Source organism: Streptomyces sp. NPDC104814 (assembly GCF_055583185.1).
In genome coordinates, this window is record NZ_JBVJOL010000008.1 from 142,104 (window position 1) to 159,407 (window position 17,304).

The window sequence follows — 17,304 nt, forward strand, 5'->3', positions numbered from 1 at the left end:
GTAGGCTGCCGACATGACCGACGACGCAGCCCCGGACCTTCGTGCGTCCGACGCCGATCGCGAGCGGGTCGCCGAGATCCTGCGGGACGCCCTCGCCGAGGGACGCCTGGACATGGCCGAGTTCGAGGAACGGCTCGACGCCACGTACCGGGCGCGCACCTACGGCCAGTTGGCCCCGATCACCCGTGATCTGCCGTCCCCAAACGTGCCGGCCCCGGCCGTCTCCCTGACCAAGGAACCGGAGGGCGGCGGCAGTTGGCGGGACCGGATCGTCGGCGGTGACGGCTCCTCGCAGTGGGCGGTGGCCGTCATGTCCGGCTTCCAGCGCAAGGGCCGCTGGACCGTGCCGCGCCGCATGGACTGCGTGGCCTTCTGGGGCGGCGGTGAACTCGACTTGCGCGACGCCCTCTTCGCCGACCGCGAGGTCGTGATCAACTGCGTGGCGATCATGGGCGGGGTGAACATCGTCGTACCGCCCGGTGTGGAGGTCGTCGTCCGCGGCATCGGCGTCATGGGCGGCTTCGACCAGTCGGAGGCGGACGTCGTGGGCGACCCCGGCGGTCCCCGCGTGATCGTCACCGGCTTCGCCTTCTGGGGCGGTGTCGGCATCGAACGCAAGCTGCCCCGCGCGGAGCGGCTGCGCCTGAAGGAGGAGCGCCGCCGCGAGAGGCTCGACCGCGGGAAGTCGCTCCGCGAGATCCGGTCCGGCTTCCACGAGGACGTGCGCGAGGCCCACCGCCGCATGCTCGACGACCACCGCGACCTGCTGGACGAACACCGCGACCTGCACCGCGAGCGCCGGCGGGAGCGGCGCGACCAACGCCGTCAGGAACGGGAACGCCGGCGGGACGCAGACCACTAGCGCCCGGCCGGGCGGCCGCCGGCAACGCCGCTGGAGCCCCGAGGCCATGCGGGCCCCGAGGCCGTGCCCGGCCCCGCGCCCGGGTGGCTAGGCCGCCGCCCCGTGCGCCGCACTCGACGCGCCCGTGAGTTCCCGCAGGTCGAAGACCTCCGCCATGCGCCGGTACCCCCGGTCGCTGGGATGCAGGTGGTCCCCGCAGTCGTACGGAGCCCGCAGTCGCCGCGGGTCGTACGGATCGCGCAGCGCCTTGTCGAAGTCGACCACCGCGTCGAACACCCCGCCCCCGCGGATCTGCGCGTTGACCCGCAGGCGTGCGGTCTCCCGCTCCTGCGTGTCCCAGGTGTGCCCGCCGAACGGCGTCAGGGTCGCCCCGATCACCTTCAGCCCGTGGGCGTGGGCCTGCCGCACCAGGCCGCGCAGGCCCTCGACGATGAGCTCGGGGTCGGCGGGCCGGCGCGGGCGCAGGATGTCGTTGACGCCGAGGTCGATGACGACGGCCTTCACGTTCGGCCGGCCGAGCACGTCCCGCCGGAAACGGTGCGCGGCGCTGGGGTTGTCCGTGGACAGGCCGTCACCGTCGACCAGCAGCCGGTTGCCGCTGATGCCGGCGTTGACGACGGCGTAGCGCGGCAGGTCCTCCCCGTCGTGCAGGGCGTCCCGCAGCCGGTCCGACAGCACGTCCGGCCAGCGCCGGTTGGTGCCCTCCGTCGACCCCGACCCGTCGGTGATGGAGTCGCCGAGCAGGACGACGGTGCCGTCGGCGTCGTCGCTGAGCACGTCCAGGGCGGTGAGGTAACGCCAGTAGGGCACGCGCCGGGTGTAGGGGCCGGCGCTCTCGCTCTGCGCGTGGTCGCCGTCGGCGGCGTAGGAGGTCTGCCGTGCCACCCGGTGGACGGTGACGGGTCCGGACGGGGTCGGGGAGTAGGTGCTGACCAGGACGTCGCTGTCCGGCGGGAGCACGATGCCTATGGGATCGCTGACCACCTGGCCGCCGGCGGGGACCACGACCCGCGGGGCGCCGCCGAAGGTCAGCCGCCGCATGCTGCCGGGCTGCGCCGCGGCCGTGCCGGAGCCGGCGGCGAGGGCGAGGGAGGCGTCGGTCAGGGTCAGCGGTGTCCGGCCGTAGAGGTTGGACAGCGTGATCCGGGCACTCGTACCGCCGACGCCGGTGTGGACCACGTTGCGGACGGACCGGCCGGCCACGCCCCTGAGGTCGGTGCCGGGTTCGTGACCGGACGGCGAGGCGGCCCAGGAGCCGACCCACAGCCCGGTGGAGGCCGGGTGGGCGGAGTCGTACGGCGTGGAGGGCGCCCCGCCCCGGCCGGGCAGGCCGTCGTTCACGGCGACATAGATGCCGGCGGACACGACCGCGATGAGGGCGACGATCGCGCAGAGCAGGGCATAACCGTGACGCCTGGCCATGAGGGTATGTGTCTCCTGGGACAGCGGGAGCCCGGGGCGGGTGCCCGGTACTCCGAAAGGATCACCTCATGATGCGGCATGAGGAACGGACGACCGCACACGACCCCGGCTGCCCCCGTGGGCGGTCCTGGTGGGTCGCAGGGGAACCCTCCACCCGCCCGCGTCGCCCCGCCGGGAACCGAGCGCGTCGCCCCGCCGGGAACCTTTCACCGGCGCCGGGAGTCGCTCCTACGGGGCAGGAGGGAACCGGAAAGAGACAATGGGTGAGGCAACCATGACCGGACGGAGCGGACGGAGCGGACCGAGCGGATGCAATCGGAGATAAAGGCCGGCGAGACGCCCACGCGCGCCATGACCGCTTTCGGCCCCGCCGACGAGGAGCGCCGCCGCGGTGTGCGCCGGATGAAACTCACCGCGACCGGTCTGCTGCTCCTGGTCGCCGTGGTCTACGTCCTCGCGAAGTGGGCGGACGACTCCGGCGCGGGCGCCTGGGCGGCGTACGTCGCCGCGGCCGCCGAGGCCGGCATGGTCGGCGCGCTCGCCGACTGGTTCGCGGTCACCGCCCTCTTCCGCCACCCCCTGGGCCTGCCCATCCCGCACACGGCGATCATCCCGAACAAGAAGGACCAGCTGGGCGTCTCCCTGGGCGAGTTCGTCGGCGAGAACTTCCTGTCCGAGGACGTCGTACGGCAGCGGCTGCGCGCCGTCGGCATCGGCAGCCGGCTCGGCGCCTGGCTCGCCGAACCCGCCAACGCGGACCGGGTGACCGCCGAGCTGTCCACGGCCCTGCGCGGCGCGCTGACCGTGCTGCGCGACTCCGATGTGCAGGCGGTGGTCGGCGAGGCCATCACCCGGCGGGCGAACGCCCAGGAGATCGGCCCCGGCCTCGGCAAGATGCTGGAGAAGATCGTCGCCGACGGCGGGCACAAACGCGTCGTCGACCTGGTCGTCACCCGCGCCCACGACTGGCTGGTGCTGCACGGCGACTCCGTGATGGACGCCGTCCAGGGCGGCGCGCCCGGCTGGACCCCGCGGTTCGTGGACCGCAAGGTCGGCGAGCGCGTCTACAAGGAACTGCTGCGTTTCTGCGCCGAGATGCGCGACATGCCCTCGCACCCCGCGCGCGGCGCCCTGGACCGTTTCCTCACCGACTTCGCCGGTGATCTGCAGTCCGACACCGACACCCGCTCCCGGGTGGAGCGGCTCAAGGGCGACGTGCTGGGCCGGGGCGAGGTGCAGGACCTGATCGCGTCCGCGTGGACCGCCGTACGCTCCATGATCGTCTCCGCGGCGGAGGACGAACGCAGCGAACTGCGGCTGCGGGTGCGCTCCTCCCTGCTCGCCCTCGGCGCCCGGATGGCGTCGGACCCGGCCACGCAGGGCAAGGTCGACCGCTGGGTGGAGGGCGCCGCCGTGCACGTCGTCACCACCTACCGCAAGGAGATCACCTCCCTCATCACCGACACCGTCGCGGGCTGGGACGCGGAGCACACCACCCGCAAGATCGAGGCGCACATCGGCCGCGACCTGCAGTTCATCCGCATCAACGGCACCGTGGTGGGCTCCCTGGCCGGTCTGCTCATCTACGTCGTGACGCAGGTACTCGGAGCGTAAAGCGGCGTCGGCCGGGCACCCGATCGAGCGGTTCGCTCAAGGAGGAGGGTGCCCATGACCACCGCGGAGGCCGAGTCCGGCCGTACCGTCACCACGAACATCCCCGCCCGTCTCGACCGTCTGCCGTGGTCCCGCTGGCACTGGACGATCGTCATCGGCCTCGGCACGGTGTGGATCCTGGACGGCCTCGAGGTGACCGTCGTCGGGAACATCGCCAGCCGGCTGTCGGAACCCGGCAGCGGACTGGACATCAGCTCCGGCCAGATCACCGGCACCGCCGCCGCCCTGTACGTGGCCGGTGCCTGCGCGGGCGCCCTGTTCTGGGGCCGCCTGACGGACCGCTGGGGCCGCAAAAAACTCTTCATGATCACCCTGGCGGTGTATCTGGCGGCCACCGCCCTGACCGCGGTCTCCTTCGACGCCTGGTGGTTCTTCCTCTTCCGCTTCCTCACCGGCTTCGGCATCGGCGGCGAGTACGCGGCCATCAACTCCGCGATCGACGAGCTGATCCCGGCGAACTACCGCGGCCGCGTCGACCTCATGATCAACGGCAGCTTCTGGCTGGGCGCGGTCGGCGGCTCCCTGCTGTCGATCCTCGCGCTGAACACCGCGATCCTGCCCGCGGACGTCGGCTGGCGGCTGACCTTCGCGCTCGGCGCCGTCCTCGCCCTGGTCATCCTCCTCGTACGGCGTCACGTCCCGGAGAGCCCGCGCTGGCTGCTGATCCACGGCAGGGACCGGGAGGCGGAGGAGATCGTCACCTCCATCGAACGGAAGGTGGAGTCGGAGAAGGGCGGCGCCCGGCTGCCGGAGCCCGAGGGCGAGATCACCATCCACCAGCGCCGCAGCGTCACCTTCGTGGAGATCGCCCGCACGGTCTTCTCCCGCTACCGCCGCCGCGCGATCCTCGGTTTCTCCCTCTTCATCGGCCAGGCGTTCCTGTACAACGCGATCACCTTCGGCTTCGGCGCGATCCTGACGACGTTCTTCAAGGTGCCGGCCGACCACACCGGCTACTACTTCGCGGTCATCGCGGTCGGCAACTTCTGCGGCCCGCTGCTGCTCGGCAAGCTCTTCGACACGGTCGGGCGCCGGGTGATGATCGCCTCCACCTACCTGCTGTCCGGCCTGCTGCTGTTCGGCACGGCATGGCTGTTCGGCCAGGGTCATCTGAACGCCACGACGCTGACCGCGTGCTGGTGCGCGGTGCTGTTCTTCGCCTCGGCGGGCGCGAGCAGCGCGTATCTGACGGTGTCCGAGATCTTCCCGATGGAGACCCGGGCGATGTCCATCGCGTTCTTCTACGCCCTCGGCACGGCCGCCGGCGGCATCAGCGGGCCCGTGCTGTTCGCGGACCTCACGGGCACCGGCAAGGTCGGCGACACGGTCCTCGCCTTCTCCATCGGCGCGGCGCTGATGTGCGCGGCCGGGCTGGTGGCGGCGTTCCTCGCGGTGAACGCGGAACGCCGCTCGCTGGAGGACATCGCCCAGCCGCTGACGGCGGTGGCGAAGAAGGCGACGGGCGCGGCGGGCACACCGGGCACGCCCGGTACGGGGCCGGGGCACCCGGGGTCCAAGCCGGCTACGGCGTGACTCCGGACGGCGCCCGCGGCGGCCCAGGCCCGCCGCGGGCGCCGTCCGTGGGTCACCGGTTCCCGGCGCTGCCCCGGTCGGCGACGGCCCAGGAGGCGAGGGCGACGGCGCCCGCGACCCCGAAGACGGCCGGCCAGGCGCCCACCTTCTTGGCGAGCGGATGCGAACCGGCGAAGGCGGCGACATACGCGGCGGTCAGCGCCCCCGCGGCCCGGCCACCGGCACGCGCGCGCCACTGCTGAGCGGCGGCGGCCCCGGCGACGGCCAGGACGGCCCCGCCGAACTGCCGCTTCTTGGTCCAGCGGGCGACGCCGTAGCCGCCGACGAGTCCGCCCGCGGCCACCACCGAGCTGGGAACCTTCGCCATGCCTGCCTCCTCGAATCGGTCTGCCCCGAGGCTAACCCCGGCACGCGGGCGGACCGTTCCTGAGTCCCCCCTTGTCAACTTTCCTCCCCGGAGCTATATAAAAAGAGAAGCCCCCGCATGAGGCACCACGTACAGCACGTAGGCATCGAAGGGAGTGACCAGTGATGCTCATGCGCACCGACCCGTTCCGTGAGCTCGACAGGGTCACACAGCAGGTCTTCGGCGCCATGGCCCGCCCGACGGCGATGGCGATGGACGCCTACCGGTCCGGGGACGACTTCCTGGTCCACTTCGACCTCCCCGGCATCGACCCCGAGTCGATCGAACTCGACGTCGAGCGCAACGTCCTCAACGTCCGCGCCGAGCGCAGGTCGCCCGCGCCCCAGGACGCGGAGGTCATCGCCTCCGAGCGGCCCACCGGCACCTTCACGCGCCAGCTGTTCCTCGGCGAGACCCTCGACACCGAACGCATCGACGCGTCGTACGAGGCCGGCGTCCTGACCCTGCGCATCCCGGTGGCGGAACAGGCGAAGCCGCGCCGTATCCGGATCAGCGGAGGCGGCGACCGGCGCAGGGAACTGAACGGCTGAGCCAGGCCGATGGACGGGTCGGGGCCGCCGGGCCCCGGCCCGCACCGCGCCGCCACCGAGGACTTCACGCCATATCTGAGATGTGAGACGTGTACGAACCGCCCGGCAGGGGATTCGGTTACGGGCGCCACGGCTCGACGCAGCCCGCGCCCGCCAACGATCGGGATCCGGAGGAGGACGCCGCACATGACGACGACGGTGCCGAACACGACGACACTGCCGCCCACCACGACGCCGTTGAGGACACCGACCCCCGCACCGCCGCAGCCCCGCAAGCCGATGGCAGGGGACGAAGGCTGGCGGGCGCTGACCGATGCGGTGAAGGAGATGGGCCAGTATGCGACGAGAGGGCAGGCCGAGACGGTCACCCGCGTCGTCCTGTCGGCACTCGGCGGCCATGTCATAGGCGAGGAACGCGTGGCCCTCGCGCAGTCCCTGCCGCCGGAGGCGGCCTGCGTGGTCGCCTCCCAGATCCCGGTCACCCGCCGGCTCACGGCCGCGGAGTTCGTCGACTCGGTGGCTGCCCGCATCGAGGGCGCGACCCCGGCGACGGCCCGCTGGGACGTCAGCTCCGTGCTGAGCGTCCTGCCGCCCCTGATAGGGGAGGACCTGACGACCCGTATCCTCGCCGAACTCCCCCCGGGCTACGCCCTCCTGTTCGGCCGGGCGGACCTGGCCCCGCACCACTAGGCACCGGTCCCGGCTCCGGCGGAGTCGCGTCCGCCGCCGAACGGACTGGCGCCGACCGGAGGTTGCGACCGACACTGCCCGTGTGCGCTATGTGAAGACCCCGGACGGCACCGCCCTCGCCTACGACGACCAGGGCCCGGCAGACCCGCCGGGCCCGCCGCTCGTCCTCCTCCACGGCCTGGCGGGCCACCGGGGCGAATGGGACGACCTGACCGCCCGCCTCCTCGCCGACGGCCACAGAGTGATCCGCTACGACGCCCGAGGCCACGGCGCGAGCACCCGCACCCCGCCCGACATGACCCGAGCGGCAGCCGTCTCGGACGCGGCGACCCTGATCGACCACCTGTCGCTGCCGCGTGTCTCCCTGATCGGCCAGTCCCTGGGCGGCCTGACAGCCCTCCTCCTGGCCTCCCGCCACCCGGCCCTGGTCGCGAACCTGACCCTGATAGAGGCGGGCCCGGCGTGCAGCACGCCGTCCCTCCCCGCCGACATAGCCGCCTGGCTGGACAGCTGGCCGACCCCGTTCCCGACCCTGTCATCGGCAACGGCCTTCTTCGGCCACGAGGCCTGGGCCCGAGGCCTGGAACAAGGCGAGGACGGCCTCCACGCCCGCGTCGACCGCGCCACGATGGTCGCAGCGGTGACCGAACTGGCCACCGAGAACTACTGGACGGACTGGTCCCGGATCACCTGCCCGACGCTGGTCCTGCGGGGCGAACAGGGCACGATGCGCCCGCAGGAGGCGGAGGAGATGCACGCCCGCCGCCCGGAGACCCGGGTGGAGGTGGTGGCGGGGGCGGGACATGACGTGCATCTGGATGCGCCGGGGGAGGTGTACGAAAGGATCAAGACGTTCCTGAAGGAGCCGGACAAGCAGGGCTCAGGCACCCGCGCCGACGGCTGACCAACGTATGAAGGCGCGCCACGCCTCATCAGGGACGACGAGGACGTCACCGTCATCCATCTTGGAGTCCCGCACGAGCGTGCCCCTGTCGACGTGGGCACACTCCACGCACTCGGTCCCGCTACCGCCGCTGTAGGAGGATGTGAACCACTGAGGTGTGGACTGCGCCGTCATCAGAGCTCCTTGCTTATGCGATCGATGATGTCCGCTGAGGACTCGAGGTCGAGTGCCTGAGCGCTCAGGTATTCGAACGCCAACCTATAGCGCTCCAGTTCCTTCGGCTTCTCCATGAAGAGACCGCCGCCGAGTAGATCGACGTAAACCACGTCCAGTTCTCGAGAGGGGCCTCGCAGGACGGCGAAGCTGCCGACAGCGGCTGCATGGGCGCCCTTGGAGAACGGCAGCACCTGAACGGTCACTCGGGGCCGGTCCAAGGTGATCAGAAGGTGACGCAGTTGTTCCCGCATCACCTCATGACCGCCGACCTGTCGACGAAGAGCCGCCTCGTCGACGACACACCAGATGTGGGGAGGGTCTTCCCGCTCCAGCAACTCCTGGCGCTTCATGCGAATGTCCACCATGTGCTGCACTTCCCGCTCGGGGCACTGCACTTCCGAAGCACGGTGAACCGCCTCTGCGTAAGCCCGGGTCTGAAGCAGCCCGGGGATGTACATGCAGGCGTAGTGGTCCTCGCGCACCACCTCGTCCTCGAGGGTGAGCATGAGGTTCATGGAGTCGGGGATGGGGTCGGCCAGAGAACGCCACCATCCCTGAATCTTGGCGCCCTTCGCGAGCTCAACGAGGGCGACCCGTTCCGCTTCAGATGCGCCGTACTCGCGGCACAGGGCGTCTACAGCAGGCCACTTGACCGTTCCCTCCTTCGTCTCATAGCGGCTCAGGGTCGCCTTGGAGATGCCGACGCGGGCGCCCGCTTCCTCCAGGGTCAACCCCGTGCCCTCTCGGAGACGACGCAAGTCCGCGCCCAGCTGGCGCCTGCGAGTCGTGGGTCCAACTGCCATATGAAAGGCCCTCCGTGTCGCTCCAAGAGATCGTCCCCGCTGCCCGAGCGGGACGGCAAGACGGTGTGCGCCGGGGGCGCGTGGTGAGTACTGCGCTCCTGCTGCTGCCCTCGGCATCTTTGTGAGAGTTTCATTTTGAGAGTTTCAGTGCAACTCTATGTGTGTCAGGGGCTACATAGCGCAACCACGTCGCACGAGGGGATGCCTGGGATGGACGGCACAAGCAACGAGGCTCAGGTCATGACGAGGCTCTGGAAGCTACCGCTTCTCGCAGAGCCCCATGAGGTCTCCGCCCTCCGGCGGTTGCTGCGCCTCCAGTTAGAGATGTGGCGGCTGCCCGAGCTCGTGGAGCCTTCCGAACTCTGCGTCAGCGAGCTGGTGTCCAATGTCATCACCCACGTTGGCCCGGGGACTCCGGCGACCCTCGTCGTCTCCACGGATGGCCGGTACGTGCGGATCGAGGTGCACGACCCGGACACGCGGGCACTCCCCGCTCTCGTCGAAGCCGAAGTCGACAGTGAAGGCGGCCGAGGGATGGCCCTCGTAACGGCCACCGCCGACCGCTGGGGCGTGGAATTGCACCCAGATCGAAAGGTGACGTGGTGTGAGTTGGCCGTCGGGCGGCCCCTCTCGCCCGTGGAGCGTCCATCCCCCCGCATCTCCAGAGCGCAAGGCCTGCTGGATTTGTACGGGGGCGGCATCGAGCGCGCACAGGGCGGCACCGACCATATGGGCACGGGCCGGCTGTGGCTGACCTGTGCGGAGGAGGCCGCCATCGACATCATCACGGACCTCCTCCACTGGCTCCAGACGCATGGGCGGGACGCCGATGACGTCCTGGATCGAGCGCAGACGCACTTCGAGGCCCAGGCTGCGCGTGCTGGATCGCCCTCGGTTGGCTAATTCGCCGCGATGGCCGCGTACGTCCACACATCGGCTGGCAGTTCATGCGCGAGGCGCCAGGTGATTCCCATCGGCTTGCTGCCTTTGTGTTCGACGTACGTGGCCGGACCGAGGAGCATCCACGGTTGAGGCTTGCCTATGTCGGTGTTCTTGTACCGCCGCATGAACAGGAGCACGTGGCTGCCCTGCTGGACGTGTTCCTGATAGCGCAGACCTGTGGCTGAGTTCTCTGCGGTGGCGTTCTGCGACTCCCAGTGGAAGAGCGTGGGGCTCAGGGCGTAGTCCTTGTAGCGAACGGTCGGGGAGAAGTCCTTCTCGTTCTTCTCCAGCGTGACGAGAAGAGCGTCCGTTTTGAGGTCCTCCACCCACTGCACACCCTGTGCAAACGACCGGGGCATCTGCCCACCGAAGCGGGCTACTCCGAGTGCGGCCAGGATTTCCGAGCGGTTGTAGGCGCTGTGCACCTTGAGAGGAAGGTCGCGGTGCGGTCCTGACAGGTCGATGGGGTAGTGATCAGAGCGCTCGATGACGTACGTCAGCACTTGCCGCAGTTCGTCTCGGACGGCCCCCTGCTCGCGCAGAGCCTCAAGACCATCTTCGAAGCTCGTGTAGCCGCCTGCATCGTCCCAGAGGTTGAAGAAGAGCATGCGGGCGTACGCCTGGTCCTTGGGCGGGAGGCTTGCGTAGGCAGGGGCGTCGTCGGCGAGCAGCCGGAGGTAAGCCTGGGCCCGCTCAGCATCATCAACGTGCAAGAAGGCATGAACGCGCTTCAGAAGTGCCGCTTCTCCATCCGGAGCAGAGTCACTTACCAAGCCCGCCCTACGCAGCACCGCCGTCCAGGAGTTGTCGCTCTTGTACAGTTCCTTGATCTCACGGCGGCTCTCCCGTAGATAGTCAGCGAGGCGAGGCTCGCGGTACTCCTTGACCTCCTTCACCAACGTTTTGATCGTCGCACCCAACTGCGCACGGATGTTGCCGAGGATGAGGTCCTTCGCCTTGCCCTCAAGGATGATCTGGCATCCGGAGGGGAGTTGCGGGAAGTCGTGCTCGATGTGGTCGACAAGGCGGTTGCGGGTGAGGTTGGTCAGTGCCCGGAACTGCTCCTCGAAGCGGAACTCCGTCCGGTGCTGGCCGATGAAGTCGAGAACCGTCACGACCGGCTTCGTGGCGGTGCGCCGCAATCCCCTGCCCAACTGCTGGAGAAAGACAGTGGCGCTGTTCGTCGGCCGCAGCAACAGCAGCGTGTCGACGTCGGGTATGTCGAGGCCCTCGTTGAACAGGTCGACGGAGAAGATCACCTGCAGCCGGCCGTCGCGGAGCTCAGCCAGTGCCTTGGCGCGCGCTTCAGCAGGTGAGTCGCTGTCCAGCGCGACGGCTGTGAACCCGGCCTGCCGGAAGAAGTCGGCCATGAAGTGTGCGTGAGCCTTGGACACACAGAAGCCGAGTGCGCGCATGGCACCGGGGTTGGCGACCTTGTCGCGGATCTGCTTGACGACGATACGAGCTCGGGCGTGATTGCCGGTGTAGAGGTCGTCGAGGTCACGATCTGTGTAGGCCCCCCTCTGCCAGCCCAGGTTGGTGAGGTCCGTTCCGTCCGGAATGCCGAAGTAGTGGAAGGGGCAGAGCAGGTCGTTCTCGAGCGCTTCCCACAGGCGCATTTCCGCCGCGATGCGGCCGTCAAAGAACTCGTCCTGCACGTTGAGCCCGTCCATGCGTTCCGGCGTCGCGGTGAGGCCCAGAAGTTCCTTCGGCTTGAAGTGATCGAGGACCCGGCGGTAGGTGGCGGCCGTGGCGTGGTGGAACTCATCAATGACGATGATGTCGAAGTGTTCGGGGTCGAGTTGTTCCAGTCGCTGCACGTTCAGTGACTGAACGCTGGCGAAGACATGGTTCCAGTCGTTCGGGTCCTGGCCGCCGTAAAGCAGTTCACCGAAGGACGCGTTGTCGAGCACCTCACGATAGGTGCGGATCGACTGGTTGAGGATCTCCTTGCGGTGGGCCACGAACAGAAGCCGGGGATAGCCGTCCCCGAGCCTTTGTTGCAGGTTGCGGTAGTCCAACGCCGCCATGACCGTCTTGCCGGTCCCTGTGGCTGCAACCAGGAGATTTCGGTTCCGCCCCCGGATCTCACGCTCCACACGGAGACGCTCAAGCATGTCCTGCTGGTGAGGGAAGGCACGCACCTCAAGGCCAGAGAGGTTGATCTTCAGATCGGTTGAGGGACCGTTCCCGCTGGCCTGGGCGAGGGCCTGGTCCAGGCGCTCACCGTCGGTGTCCGGGTCGTACGTCTCGAATGCGCTGTCGTTCCAGTAGGCGTCGAAGGTCGCCTCGAACTTGTTGAGCACCGCGGGTGTGGCGACCGAGGACAGGCGAACATTCCACTCCAGCCCATCGAGCAAGGCGGCCTTCGAGAGGTTGGAGCTACCGACATACGCCGTATCAAAGCCGCTGTTGCGCCGGAAGAGCCACGCCTTCGCATGCAATCGCGTCGAGCGGAGTTCGTAGTTGACCTTGACCTGTGCGCCGAAGTCGCGGACGAGACGGTCCAGCGCGTGACGGTCGGTGGCGCCGATGTAGGTGGTCGTGATGACACGGATGGGAATTCCCCGGCCCCGGGCGGCACGGAGGGAGTCCTCAAGCACCCGCAGCCCGTACCACTTCACAAACGCGCAGATCAGGTCGACACGGTCGGCTGTGGCCAGCTCCGCGCGCAGTTCACTGCCGAGGCTGGGGTCCTCCGGCGAGTTGGTGATGAGCGCCGTCTCCGACAGGGGAGTCAGTGGGCGTACGGCGTAGACACCAGGAGCTTCCTGCTCGGCCAGGGCGATCAACTGGCGCGGTCCCTCGAGGATGGCGTCCGGGACTCCGGCTTCCTGAGCGGCCTTGGTCCCCGGTGAGGTGCCGGTCAACGCCTGCAAGACACGGTTCGCCACAGCGACCTGCTGATCGCGCGGGACCTGACTCAACTCTTGGGCCACCGCGTCACCGATGTAGCGAGCCAGCACATGAGGGGTGGACTCCGCGCTGACCTCTACATCGATGGCCTTCCACCCCGCTGCGGTCAGTCCCCCTATCCGTTCCTGCAGGCCCTCGGTGATGAGCTCTTCATAGACGCCCGCTACCGGTTTCCTCACGCCCCCCGAATGCGCCACCCCTGGCCCCCTCTGTCTTGCTGTCTTGACCTGCGCCCTTGCGCACGACCCCATGGCCTTAGCCCTGATGCCGATCAGTTCTAACAGGTGTCACTGACACCCGGCGCGTCCTTGCCAGAAAGGGATGGCTTGCGGGCGCTGAGCGCAGAGAGGGCGCAGCCTGCTGCCACTGCACCGTCGGCCACCCGCTTCTTCGGCAGTGTCGTGCTTCCGCGGCCCGAGTAAAGGGCGCTGCGCGTCGCCTTCGGCGATGGCCCTCCGGGCCACCCTTGACTCGGGCCGCTCCAGCACGGGGGAGAAGCGAGCGGGCGGCCGGAAGGGGAGCGGGGCCCCAGTTGCGTGGGGCCCGGTCACTTGGGGAGCGGCCGGCGTGCGGGGCGCGACCGCGTCTCGCATGCACGCCGGGTGGCTTGGCGGCTTGCGGGCCGTGGGGGCGTGTGGCTCAGGCTGAGGCGCCGTGACACTCCCCATAAACCGCCCCCGACCCGCACCAGCAAGCCTCCCCCCGCTCCGGCGGCCAGGGCATCGCTCGGCCTCGGGCTGCCAAGGTCGTCGCGTACTGGGGGAGGAGGGTCGGGTCCGACGGGGGTGTGGCCTCCGAGGCGGCGAAGGCTTCGTAGGACGGGACCGTGCCGGTGACGATGCCCAGGTTGGGGGTGCCGGAGGCGGCCAGCTCGCGCAGGGACGTCTCTATCGTCGCGAGGTGGGCCTCGTAGGAGGGGTACTCCTCGGCCAGGGCCGGGTGGTCGGCGACCAGTTCGGCGAGTTCCGGGGCCGGCCAGTGCAGGACCGCCACCGGGAACGGGCGGGAGAGCGCCTCTCGGTACGTGCCCAGCTCGGCCTGGAGGCGGGAGATCTCCGCCTGGAGTTCCGCCGGGTTCGAGGAGCCCAGGGACCAGACGCGTTTCGGGTCGTGGAGTTCGTCCAGGGGGACCGGCGCGGTGTTCAGGGTGTCCGCCAGGGTGTCCCAGTCGTCGTGGGGCAGGCCCAGCATGCGGCGGACCCGGTGGCGGCCGAAGAGGAGGGGGCGCGCGGAGTAGGGCGGCTCGCCCTCCGAGGGGAGCAGCAGGTGCGCGGCCTGCGTGAACGTGTCCTGGGCCGCCTCCAGTTCGTCGTGGGACTCCAGGGCCTCCGCGACGATCACCCAGGGGAGCGGATCGCGGGGGGCGGCCACCCGGATGCCCTCGATGATCGCGCGGGCCTCGGCCTCGTGGTCGTACTCCCAGAGGTTCGCGGCCTTGCGGGCGCGGACCAGGTGGGGGCGCTCCAGGGCGTCCCCCGTCGCGAGCAGGCGGTCGTAGAGGGTCGTCGCGGCGGGGCGGTCGCCGGCGAGTTCCAGGTGGGCCGCGGCCCGCAGCAGCAGGGCTTCCGCGTCCTCGGGATACAGGCCGGCGGTCCGCGCCAGGCGTGCCGCTTCGGCGGTGTGGTCGACGTTCTCGGCAGGCGTGTCGGAGCGCATGGGGGACACCGTACTGCCGATGAATGACAAACGTCAGGGATCCGCAGGCCGGGGGTGTACGACCTGACGGGGCCGCCTCACGTCGTCATGCCCGCTCCCGCAGTACCCCCACCGCGAGGCCGCCCACGGCCGCCAGGGCCGCCGACACCAGCAGGGCGACGTCCGCGCCGTCGGACAGGCTCCCCGTGGAGGTCGCCAGGGCGATGGTCAGGGCGACGCCCGCGCAGGAGCCGATGTAACGGAACGTCTGCTGGGCGCCGGAGCCCATCGCCGCGCGCTCCGGCGGGACCGACTCGACCGAGACCAGCGGAAGCGCGGCGTTCAGCAGGCCGCTGCCGATCCCGCCGATCAGCAGGCCCGGCAGCAGGCGCGGCCAGGAGTGGGCAGACAGCGCCCCGAGCATGGTCAGCGCGGCCGCCGCGTGCAGGACGAAGCCCGCCGCCAGCTGCAGGCGCGGCGGGATGCGGCCCGCCAGGCGCCGCGCCTGCAACGCCACGACGAAGGACAGGCCGGACCACAGCAGGAACAGCCACGCCGTCGCCATCGCCGACATCCCGAGCGTCCGCTGGAGCAGCGCCGGCAGATAGCTGAACAGGCCGATCACCGCGAGGCCGGTGAACAGGCCGCCCGCGGAGGACGCGAGGAACCGGGGGCGGCGCAGCAGGGTCAGGTCGATCATCGGGGTGGCCGTGCGGCGTTCGGCCACCGCGAACAGGGCGAGCAGGACCAGGGTGGCCAGCAGCAACAGGCCCACCGGGGCGCGCAGCCAGCCGTCGCGGCCCAGCGTCAGCGCGGCGACCAGGCAGATCAGCGCCGGGCCGAAGGTGAGCGCGCCGAGCAGGTCGGGGCGCCCGCCGCGCGGGGCGCGTGACTCCGTCAGGGTGCGCGCGGCCAGGGCCGCCGTCACTACCGCCGCCGCGCCGAGGACGCCGTACGCGACCCGCCAGTCCGGCATGGATCCGGTGAGCAGCGGGCCGACGGCGATGCCGCCGGAGACGAACGCGCCCCACACTCCGGTCGCGTGCAGGCGGCCGCGCGGGGTCGGGTACGCGTGCACGATCAGGCCGAGGCTGCTCGCCAGCAGGGCCGCGCTGGCCGCGCCCTGCGCGATGCGGGCCAGCGTGAACAGCCAGGTCGAGGTGGTCAGCGCGCCGAGAGCCGTGGTCAGGCCGAGGGCCAGGGTGCCCGCGGTGAAGATCCGGCGGCGGCCGTAGTCGTCGGCGAGGCTGCCGGCGACCAGCAGCAGGGCGGCGAGGCCGAGCGGGGTGCCGTTGAGCAGCCAGGCCTGCGCGGACAGCGGGGTGTGCAGATCGGCGGCCGTGTCGGGGAGTGTGACCATCGGCGCGGTGTACGTCATCAGCGCGATGGCCGTGGCCGCGCTGGTCAGGGCGAGGGTGGCGCGCGGGCGGACGGCGGCGGGGGCGGCAGCCGTCTTCCGACCGGCCGCCGGGGGGCCTGGTGGTGCGGAGGCCGCCTCGACGCTGCCGGGGAGGTCGGAGCTGGGCATGACGGTTTCCCTTCCGAGCGGGTCTTCGGGGCCGACGACCCCGCGAGCCGGCCCGAACCGGTCGTCGAACCTGAAGGTTCGGTCACTGAACCTATACGGACTCCGTCACCGTAGCAGGGTAGGTTCGGTGATTGAACCTATGGACCGGAAATCGGTACAGTGGCCTCATGGCACTGGGCAAGGACTACGCGGCGCAGGAGTGCTCGATCGCCCGGGCGCTGGAGGTCGTCGGTGAGCGGTGGACGCTGCTCGTCATCCGCGACGCGTTCTTCGGCGTCCGGCGCTACAACGACTTCCTCGTCCACCTCTGCATCCCGCGCGCCGTCCTCGCCGCCCGCCTGCAGACCCTCACCGAGCACGGAATCCTGGCCAAGCGCCGGTACCAGCAGTCACCGCCGCGCGACGAGTACGTCCTCACCGAGCGCGGCATCGCCCTGTGGCCCACTCTGCGCTCGCTCGGCCTGTGGGGCCGCGAGCACTTCGGCGAGCGGCCGCTGCGCATCCTCCGCCACGCCACCTGCGGCACCGACCGCGAACTCGGCCCCTACGGCGAATGTCCCGACTGCGGAACCATCGCGCCGGTCCCGGACGTTCTCATGCTGCCGGGACCGGGACTCGACCCCGACCCGGCGGATCCGGTCAGCCGGGCCCTGCTCCAGCCCCGCAGGCTGCTGCAGCCCCTCGAACCGGAGCCGGTACGACCGGAGCCGGTGCGGACGAATGCTGTGCGGACGGACGCCGTACGACCGGATGCTGTACGGCCGGATCCTGTATAAACGGCCTTACGAACAAGGTTTCGCCGACAAGGCGTACGACGAACGGGGCGGGGGGGGAGAAGCCGATGAACCGCGACTGGGCCGGGCTGCGTCCCGCCGCCGCGCTGCTGCTCCTTGTCCTCCAGGTCGCCCTGCTCGACACCGGCAGCCTCTCCGCCACCGTCGCCCTCGCCGCGACCGCCGCCGTCGGCTCCACGCTCGCGCTGTGCGCACTGGTCACGGCGCTCTGCGTGCCCGCGGTGCCGCCCACACGGGTCCGCACCGCGATACGCGACCGTGCCCGCCGCACGGCTTTCCTGCCCCAGCGCGACCCCGACGCGCCCGGCCGCCGCCGGCCCAGGGCACCCGGACACGCCCTCCCGGCGACCACCGCGTAGGGCATCCCGCCGCCGCCCCCACGGGCACCACCGCCGTCCCCGGGACGGACGGGATCCCCGCGTGGTTCG

General features: G+C 70.4%; 16 protein-coding genes. 9 read left to right on the forward strand and 7 right to left on the reverse strand.

The features are described 5' to 3' along the window. The first annotated feature begins 13 nt into the window (after positions 1-13). Positions 14-862 (forward strand): DUF1707 SHOCT-like domain-containing protein, encoded by an 849-nt coding sequence (locus ACZ64A_RS25480; protein ID WP_469813386.1) that lies wholly within the window; start codon positions 14-16, stop codon positions 860-862. Between the two features lie 87 nt (positions 863-949). On the opposite strand, the gene ACZ64A_RS25485 is transcribed toward ACZ64A_RS25480, so the two are convergent. Further along, entirely contained in the window at positions 950-2,284 is a 1,335-nt protein-coding gene (locus tag ACZ64A_RS25485; protein WP_469813387.1) for an SGNH/GDSL hydrolase family protein, read from the reverse strand. A gap of 309 nt (positions 2,285-2,593) precedes the next feature. Here ACZ64A_RS25485 and ACZ64A_RS25490 point away from each other — a divergent pair, with 309 nt between their 5' ends. Both ACZ64A_RS25490 and ACZ64A_RS25495 read left to right on the forward strand, forming a co-directional pair. Further along, complete coding sequence (locus ACZ64A_RS25490; protein WP_469813388.1) at positions 2,594-3,898, forward strand: DUF445 domain-containing protein; 1,305 nt, start codon at positions 2,594-2,596, stop codon at positions 3,896-3,898. 54 nt (positions 3,899-3,952) lie between these two features. After that, positions 3,953-5,491, forward strand: a complete 1,539-nt coding sequence (locus ACZ64A_RS25495) for an MFS transporter (protein WP_469813390.1) — start codon at positions 3,953-3,955, stop codon at positions 5,489-5,491. Between the two features lie 52 nt (positions 5,492-5,543). On the opposite strand, the gene ACZ64A_RS25500 is transcribed toward ACZ64A_RS25495, so the two are convergent. Continuing rightward, a complete protein-coding gene (locus ACZ64A_RS25500; protein ID WP_469813392.1) occupies positions 5,544-5,858 on the reverse strand; it encodes a hypothetical protein in 315 nt (104 codons plus the stop codon). 164 nt (positions 5,859-6,022) lie between these two features. On the opposite strand from ACZ64A_RS25500, the gene ACZ64A_RS25505 reads away from it, so the two are divergent. The 3 genes from ACZ64A_RS25505 to ACZ64A_RS25515 all read left to right on the forward strand — a co-directional run bounded on the left by ACZ64A_RS25505 (position 6,023) and on the right by ACZ64A_RS25515 (position 8,042). Beyond that, positions 6,023-6,448, forward strand: coding sequence for an Hsp20/alpha crystallin family protein (locus ACZ64A_RS25505; RefSeq protein ID WP_469813393.1), 426 nt, complete (start codon positions 6,023-6,025; stop codon positions 6,446-6,448). 186 nt (positions 6,449-6,634) lie between these two features. After that, complete coding sequence (locus ACZ64A_RS25510; protein WP_469813395.1) at positions 6,635-7,138, forward strand: DUF2267 domain-containing protein; 504 nt, start codon at positions 6,635-6,637, stop codon at positions 7,136-7,138. Positions 7,139-7,220: 82 nt separating this feature from the next. Continuing rightward, entirely contained in the window at positions 7,221-8,042 is an 822-nt protein-coding gene (locus ACZ64A_RS25515; protein WP_469813396.1) for an alpha/beta fold hydrolase, read from the forward strand. Here the strand turns inward: ACZ64A_RS25515 and ACZ64A_RS25520 are convergent. After that, positions 8,019-8,216, reverse strand: a complete 198-nt coding sequence (locus ACZ64A_RS25520) for a DUF397 domain-containing protein (RefSeq protein ID WP_469813397.1) — start codon at positions 8,214-8,216, stop codon at positions 8,019-8,021. The two genes, ACZ64A_RS25515 and ACZ64A_RS25520, sit on opposite strands and share 24 nt — an antisense overlap. Then, positions 8,216-9,061 (reverse strand): helix-turn-helix domain-containing protein, encoded by an 846-nt coding sequence (locus ACZ64A_RS25525; RefSeq protein WP_469813398.1) that lies wholly within the window; start codon positions 9,059-9,061, stop codon positions 8,216-8,218. Before ACZ64A_RS25525 ends, ACZ64A_RS25520 begins: the two co-directional genes overlap by 1 nt. A 240-nt stretch (positions 9,062-9,301) precedes the next feature. On the opposite strand from ACZ64A_RS25525, the gene ACZ64A_RS25530 reads away from it, so the two are divergent. Continuing rightward, positions 9,302-9,964 (forward strand): ATP-binding protein, encoded by a 663-nt coding sequence (locus ACZ64A_RS25530; protein WP_469813399.1) that lies wholly within the window; start codon positions 9,302-9,304, stop codon positions 9,962-9,964. Here the strand turns inward: ACZ64A_RS25530 and ACZ64A_RS25535 are convergent. The 3 genes from ACZ64A_RS25535 to ACZ64A_RS25545 all read right to left on the reverse strand — a co-directional run bounded on the left by ACZ64A_RS25535 (position 9,961) and on the right by ACZ64A_RS25545 (position 16,082). Continuing rightward, positions 9,961-13,170, reverse strand: a complete 3,210-nt coding sequence (locus tag ACZ64A_RS25535) for a DEAD/DEAH box helicase (RefSeq protein WP_469813401.1) — start codon at positions 13,168-13,170, stop codon at positions 9,961-9,963. The two genes, ACZ64A_RS25530 and ACZ64A_RS25535, sit on opposite strands and share 4 nt — an antisense overlap. Positions 13,171-13,558: 388 nt before the next feature. Further along, entirely contained in the window at positions 13,559-14,575 is a 1,017-nt protein-coding gene (locus ACZ64A_RS25540; protein ID WP_469813403.1) for an SEC-C metal-binding domain-containing protein, read from the reverse strand. Positions 14,576-14,660: 85 nt separating this feature from the next. Then, on the reverse strand, positions 14,661-16,082 hold the full coding sequence (locus tag ACZ64A_RS25545) for an MFS transporter (RefSeq protein ID WP_469813404.1): 1,422 nt from the start codon (positions 16,080-16,082) through the stop codon (positions 14,661-14,663). A 167-nt stretch (positions 16,083-16,249) separates the two neighbouring features. On the opposite strand from ACZ64A_RS25545, the gene ACZ64A_RS25550 reads away from it, so the two are divergent. Beyond that, the gene (locus tag ACZ64A_RS25550) at positions 16,250-16,858 is read left to right on the forward strand and encodes a winged helix-turn-helix transcriptional regulator (RefSeq protein WP_469813405.1); all 609 of its coding nucleotides are present in this window, start codon (positions 16,250-16,252) and stop codon (positions 16,856-16,858) included. A gap of 65 nt (positions 16,859-16,923) precedes the next feature. Continuing rightward, the gene (locus ACZ64A_RS25555; protein WP_469813407.1) at positions 16,924-17,235 is read left to right on the forward strand and encodes a DUF6412 domain-containing protein; all 312 of its coding nucleotides are present in this window, start codon (positions 16,924-16,926) and stop codon (positions 17,233-17,235) included. Positions 17,236-17,304 lie beyond the last annotated feature (69 nt).

Bases quoted from the DNA above. Each gene is read 5' to 3' on its own strand.
- ACZ64A_RS25540 (WP_469813403.1), bottom strand. From the start codon at position 14,575: ATGCGCTCCGACACGCCTGCCGAGAACGTCGACCACACCGCCGAAGCG.
- ACZ64A_RS25555 (WP_469813407.1), top strand. From the start codon at position 16,924: ATGAACCGCGACTGGGCCGGGCTGCGTCCCGCCGCCGCGCTGCTGCTC.
- ACZ64A_RS25505 (WP_469813393.1), top strand. From the start codon at position 6,023: ATGCTCATGCGCACCGACCCGTTCCGTGAGCTCGACAGGGTCACACAG.
- ACZ64A_RS25520 (WP_469813397.1), bottom strand. From the start codon at position 8,216: ATGACGGCGCAGTCCACACCTCAGTGGTTCACATCCTCCTACAGCGGC.
- ACZ64A_RS25480 (WP_469813386.1), top strand. From the start codon at position 14: ATGACCGACGACGCAGCCCCGGACCTTCGTGCGTCCGACGCCGATCGC.
- ACZ64A_RS25530 (WP_469813399.1), top strand. From the start codon at position 9,302: ATGACGAGGCTCTGGAAGCTACCGCTTCTCGCAGAGCCCCATGAGGTC.
- ACZ64A_RS25535 (WP_469813401.1), bottom strand. From the start codon at position 13,170: ATGGGGTCGTGCGCAAGGGCGCAGGTCAAGACAGCAAGACAGAGGGGG.
- ACZ64A_RS25490 (WP_469813388.1), top strand. From the start codon at position 2,594: ATGCAATCGGAGATAAAGGCCGGCGAGACGCCCACGCGCGCCATGACC.
- ACZ64A_RS25550 (WP_469813405.1), top strand. From the start codon at position 16,250: ATGGCACTGGGCAAGGACTACGCGGCGCAGGAGTGCTCGATCGCCCGG.
- ACZ64A_RS25500 (WP_469813392.1), bottom strand. From the start codon at position 5,858: ATGGCGAAGGTTCCCAGCTCGGTGGTGGCCGCGGGCGGACTCGTCGGC.
- ACZ64A_RS25510 (WP_469813395.1), top strand. From the start codon at position 6,635: ATGACGACGACGGTGCCGAACACGACGACACTGCCGCCCACCACGACG.
- ACZ64A_RS25485 (WP_469813387.1), bottom strand. From the start codon at position 2,284: ATGGCCAGGCGTCACGGTTATGCCCTGCTCTGCGCGATCGTCGCCCTC.
- ACZ64A_RS25495 (WP_469813390.1), top strand. From the start codon at position 3,953: ATGACCACCGCGGAGGCCGAGTCCGGCCGTACCGTCACCACGAACATC.
- ACZ64A_RS25545 (WP_469813404.1), bottom strand. From the start codon at position 16,082: ATGCCCAGCTCCGACCTCCCCGGCAGCGTCGAGGCGGCCTCCGCACCA.
- ACZ64A_RS25525 (WP_469813398.1), bottom strand. From the start codon at position 9,061: ATGGCAGTTGGACCCACGACTCGCAGGCGCCAGCTGGGCGCGGACTTG.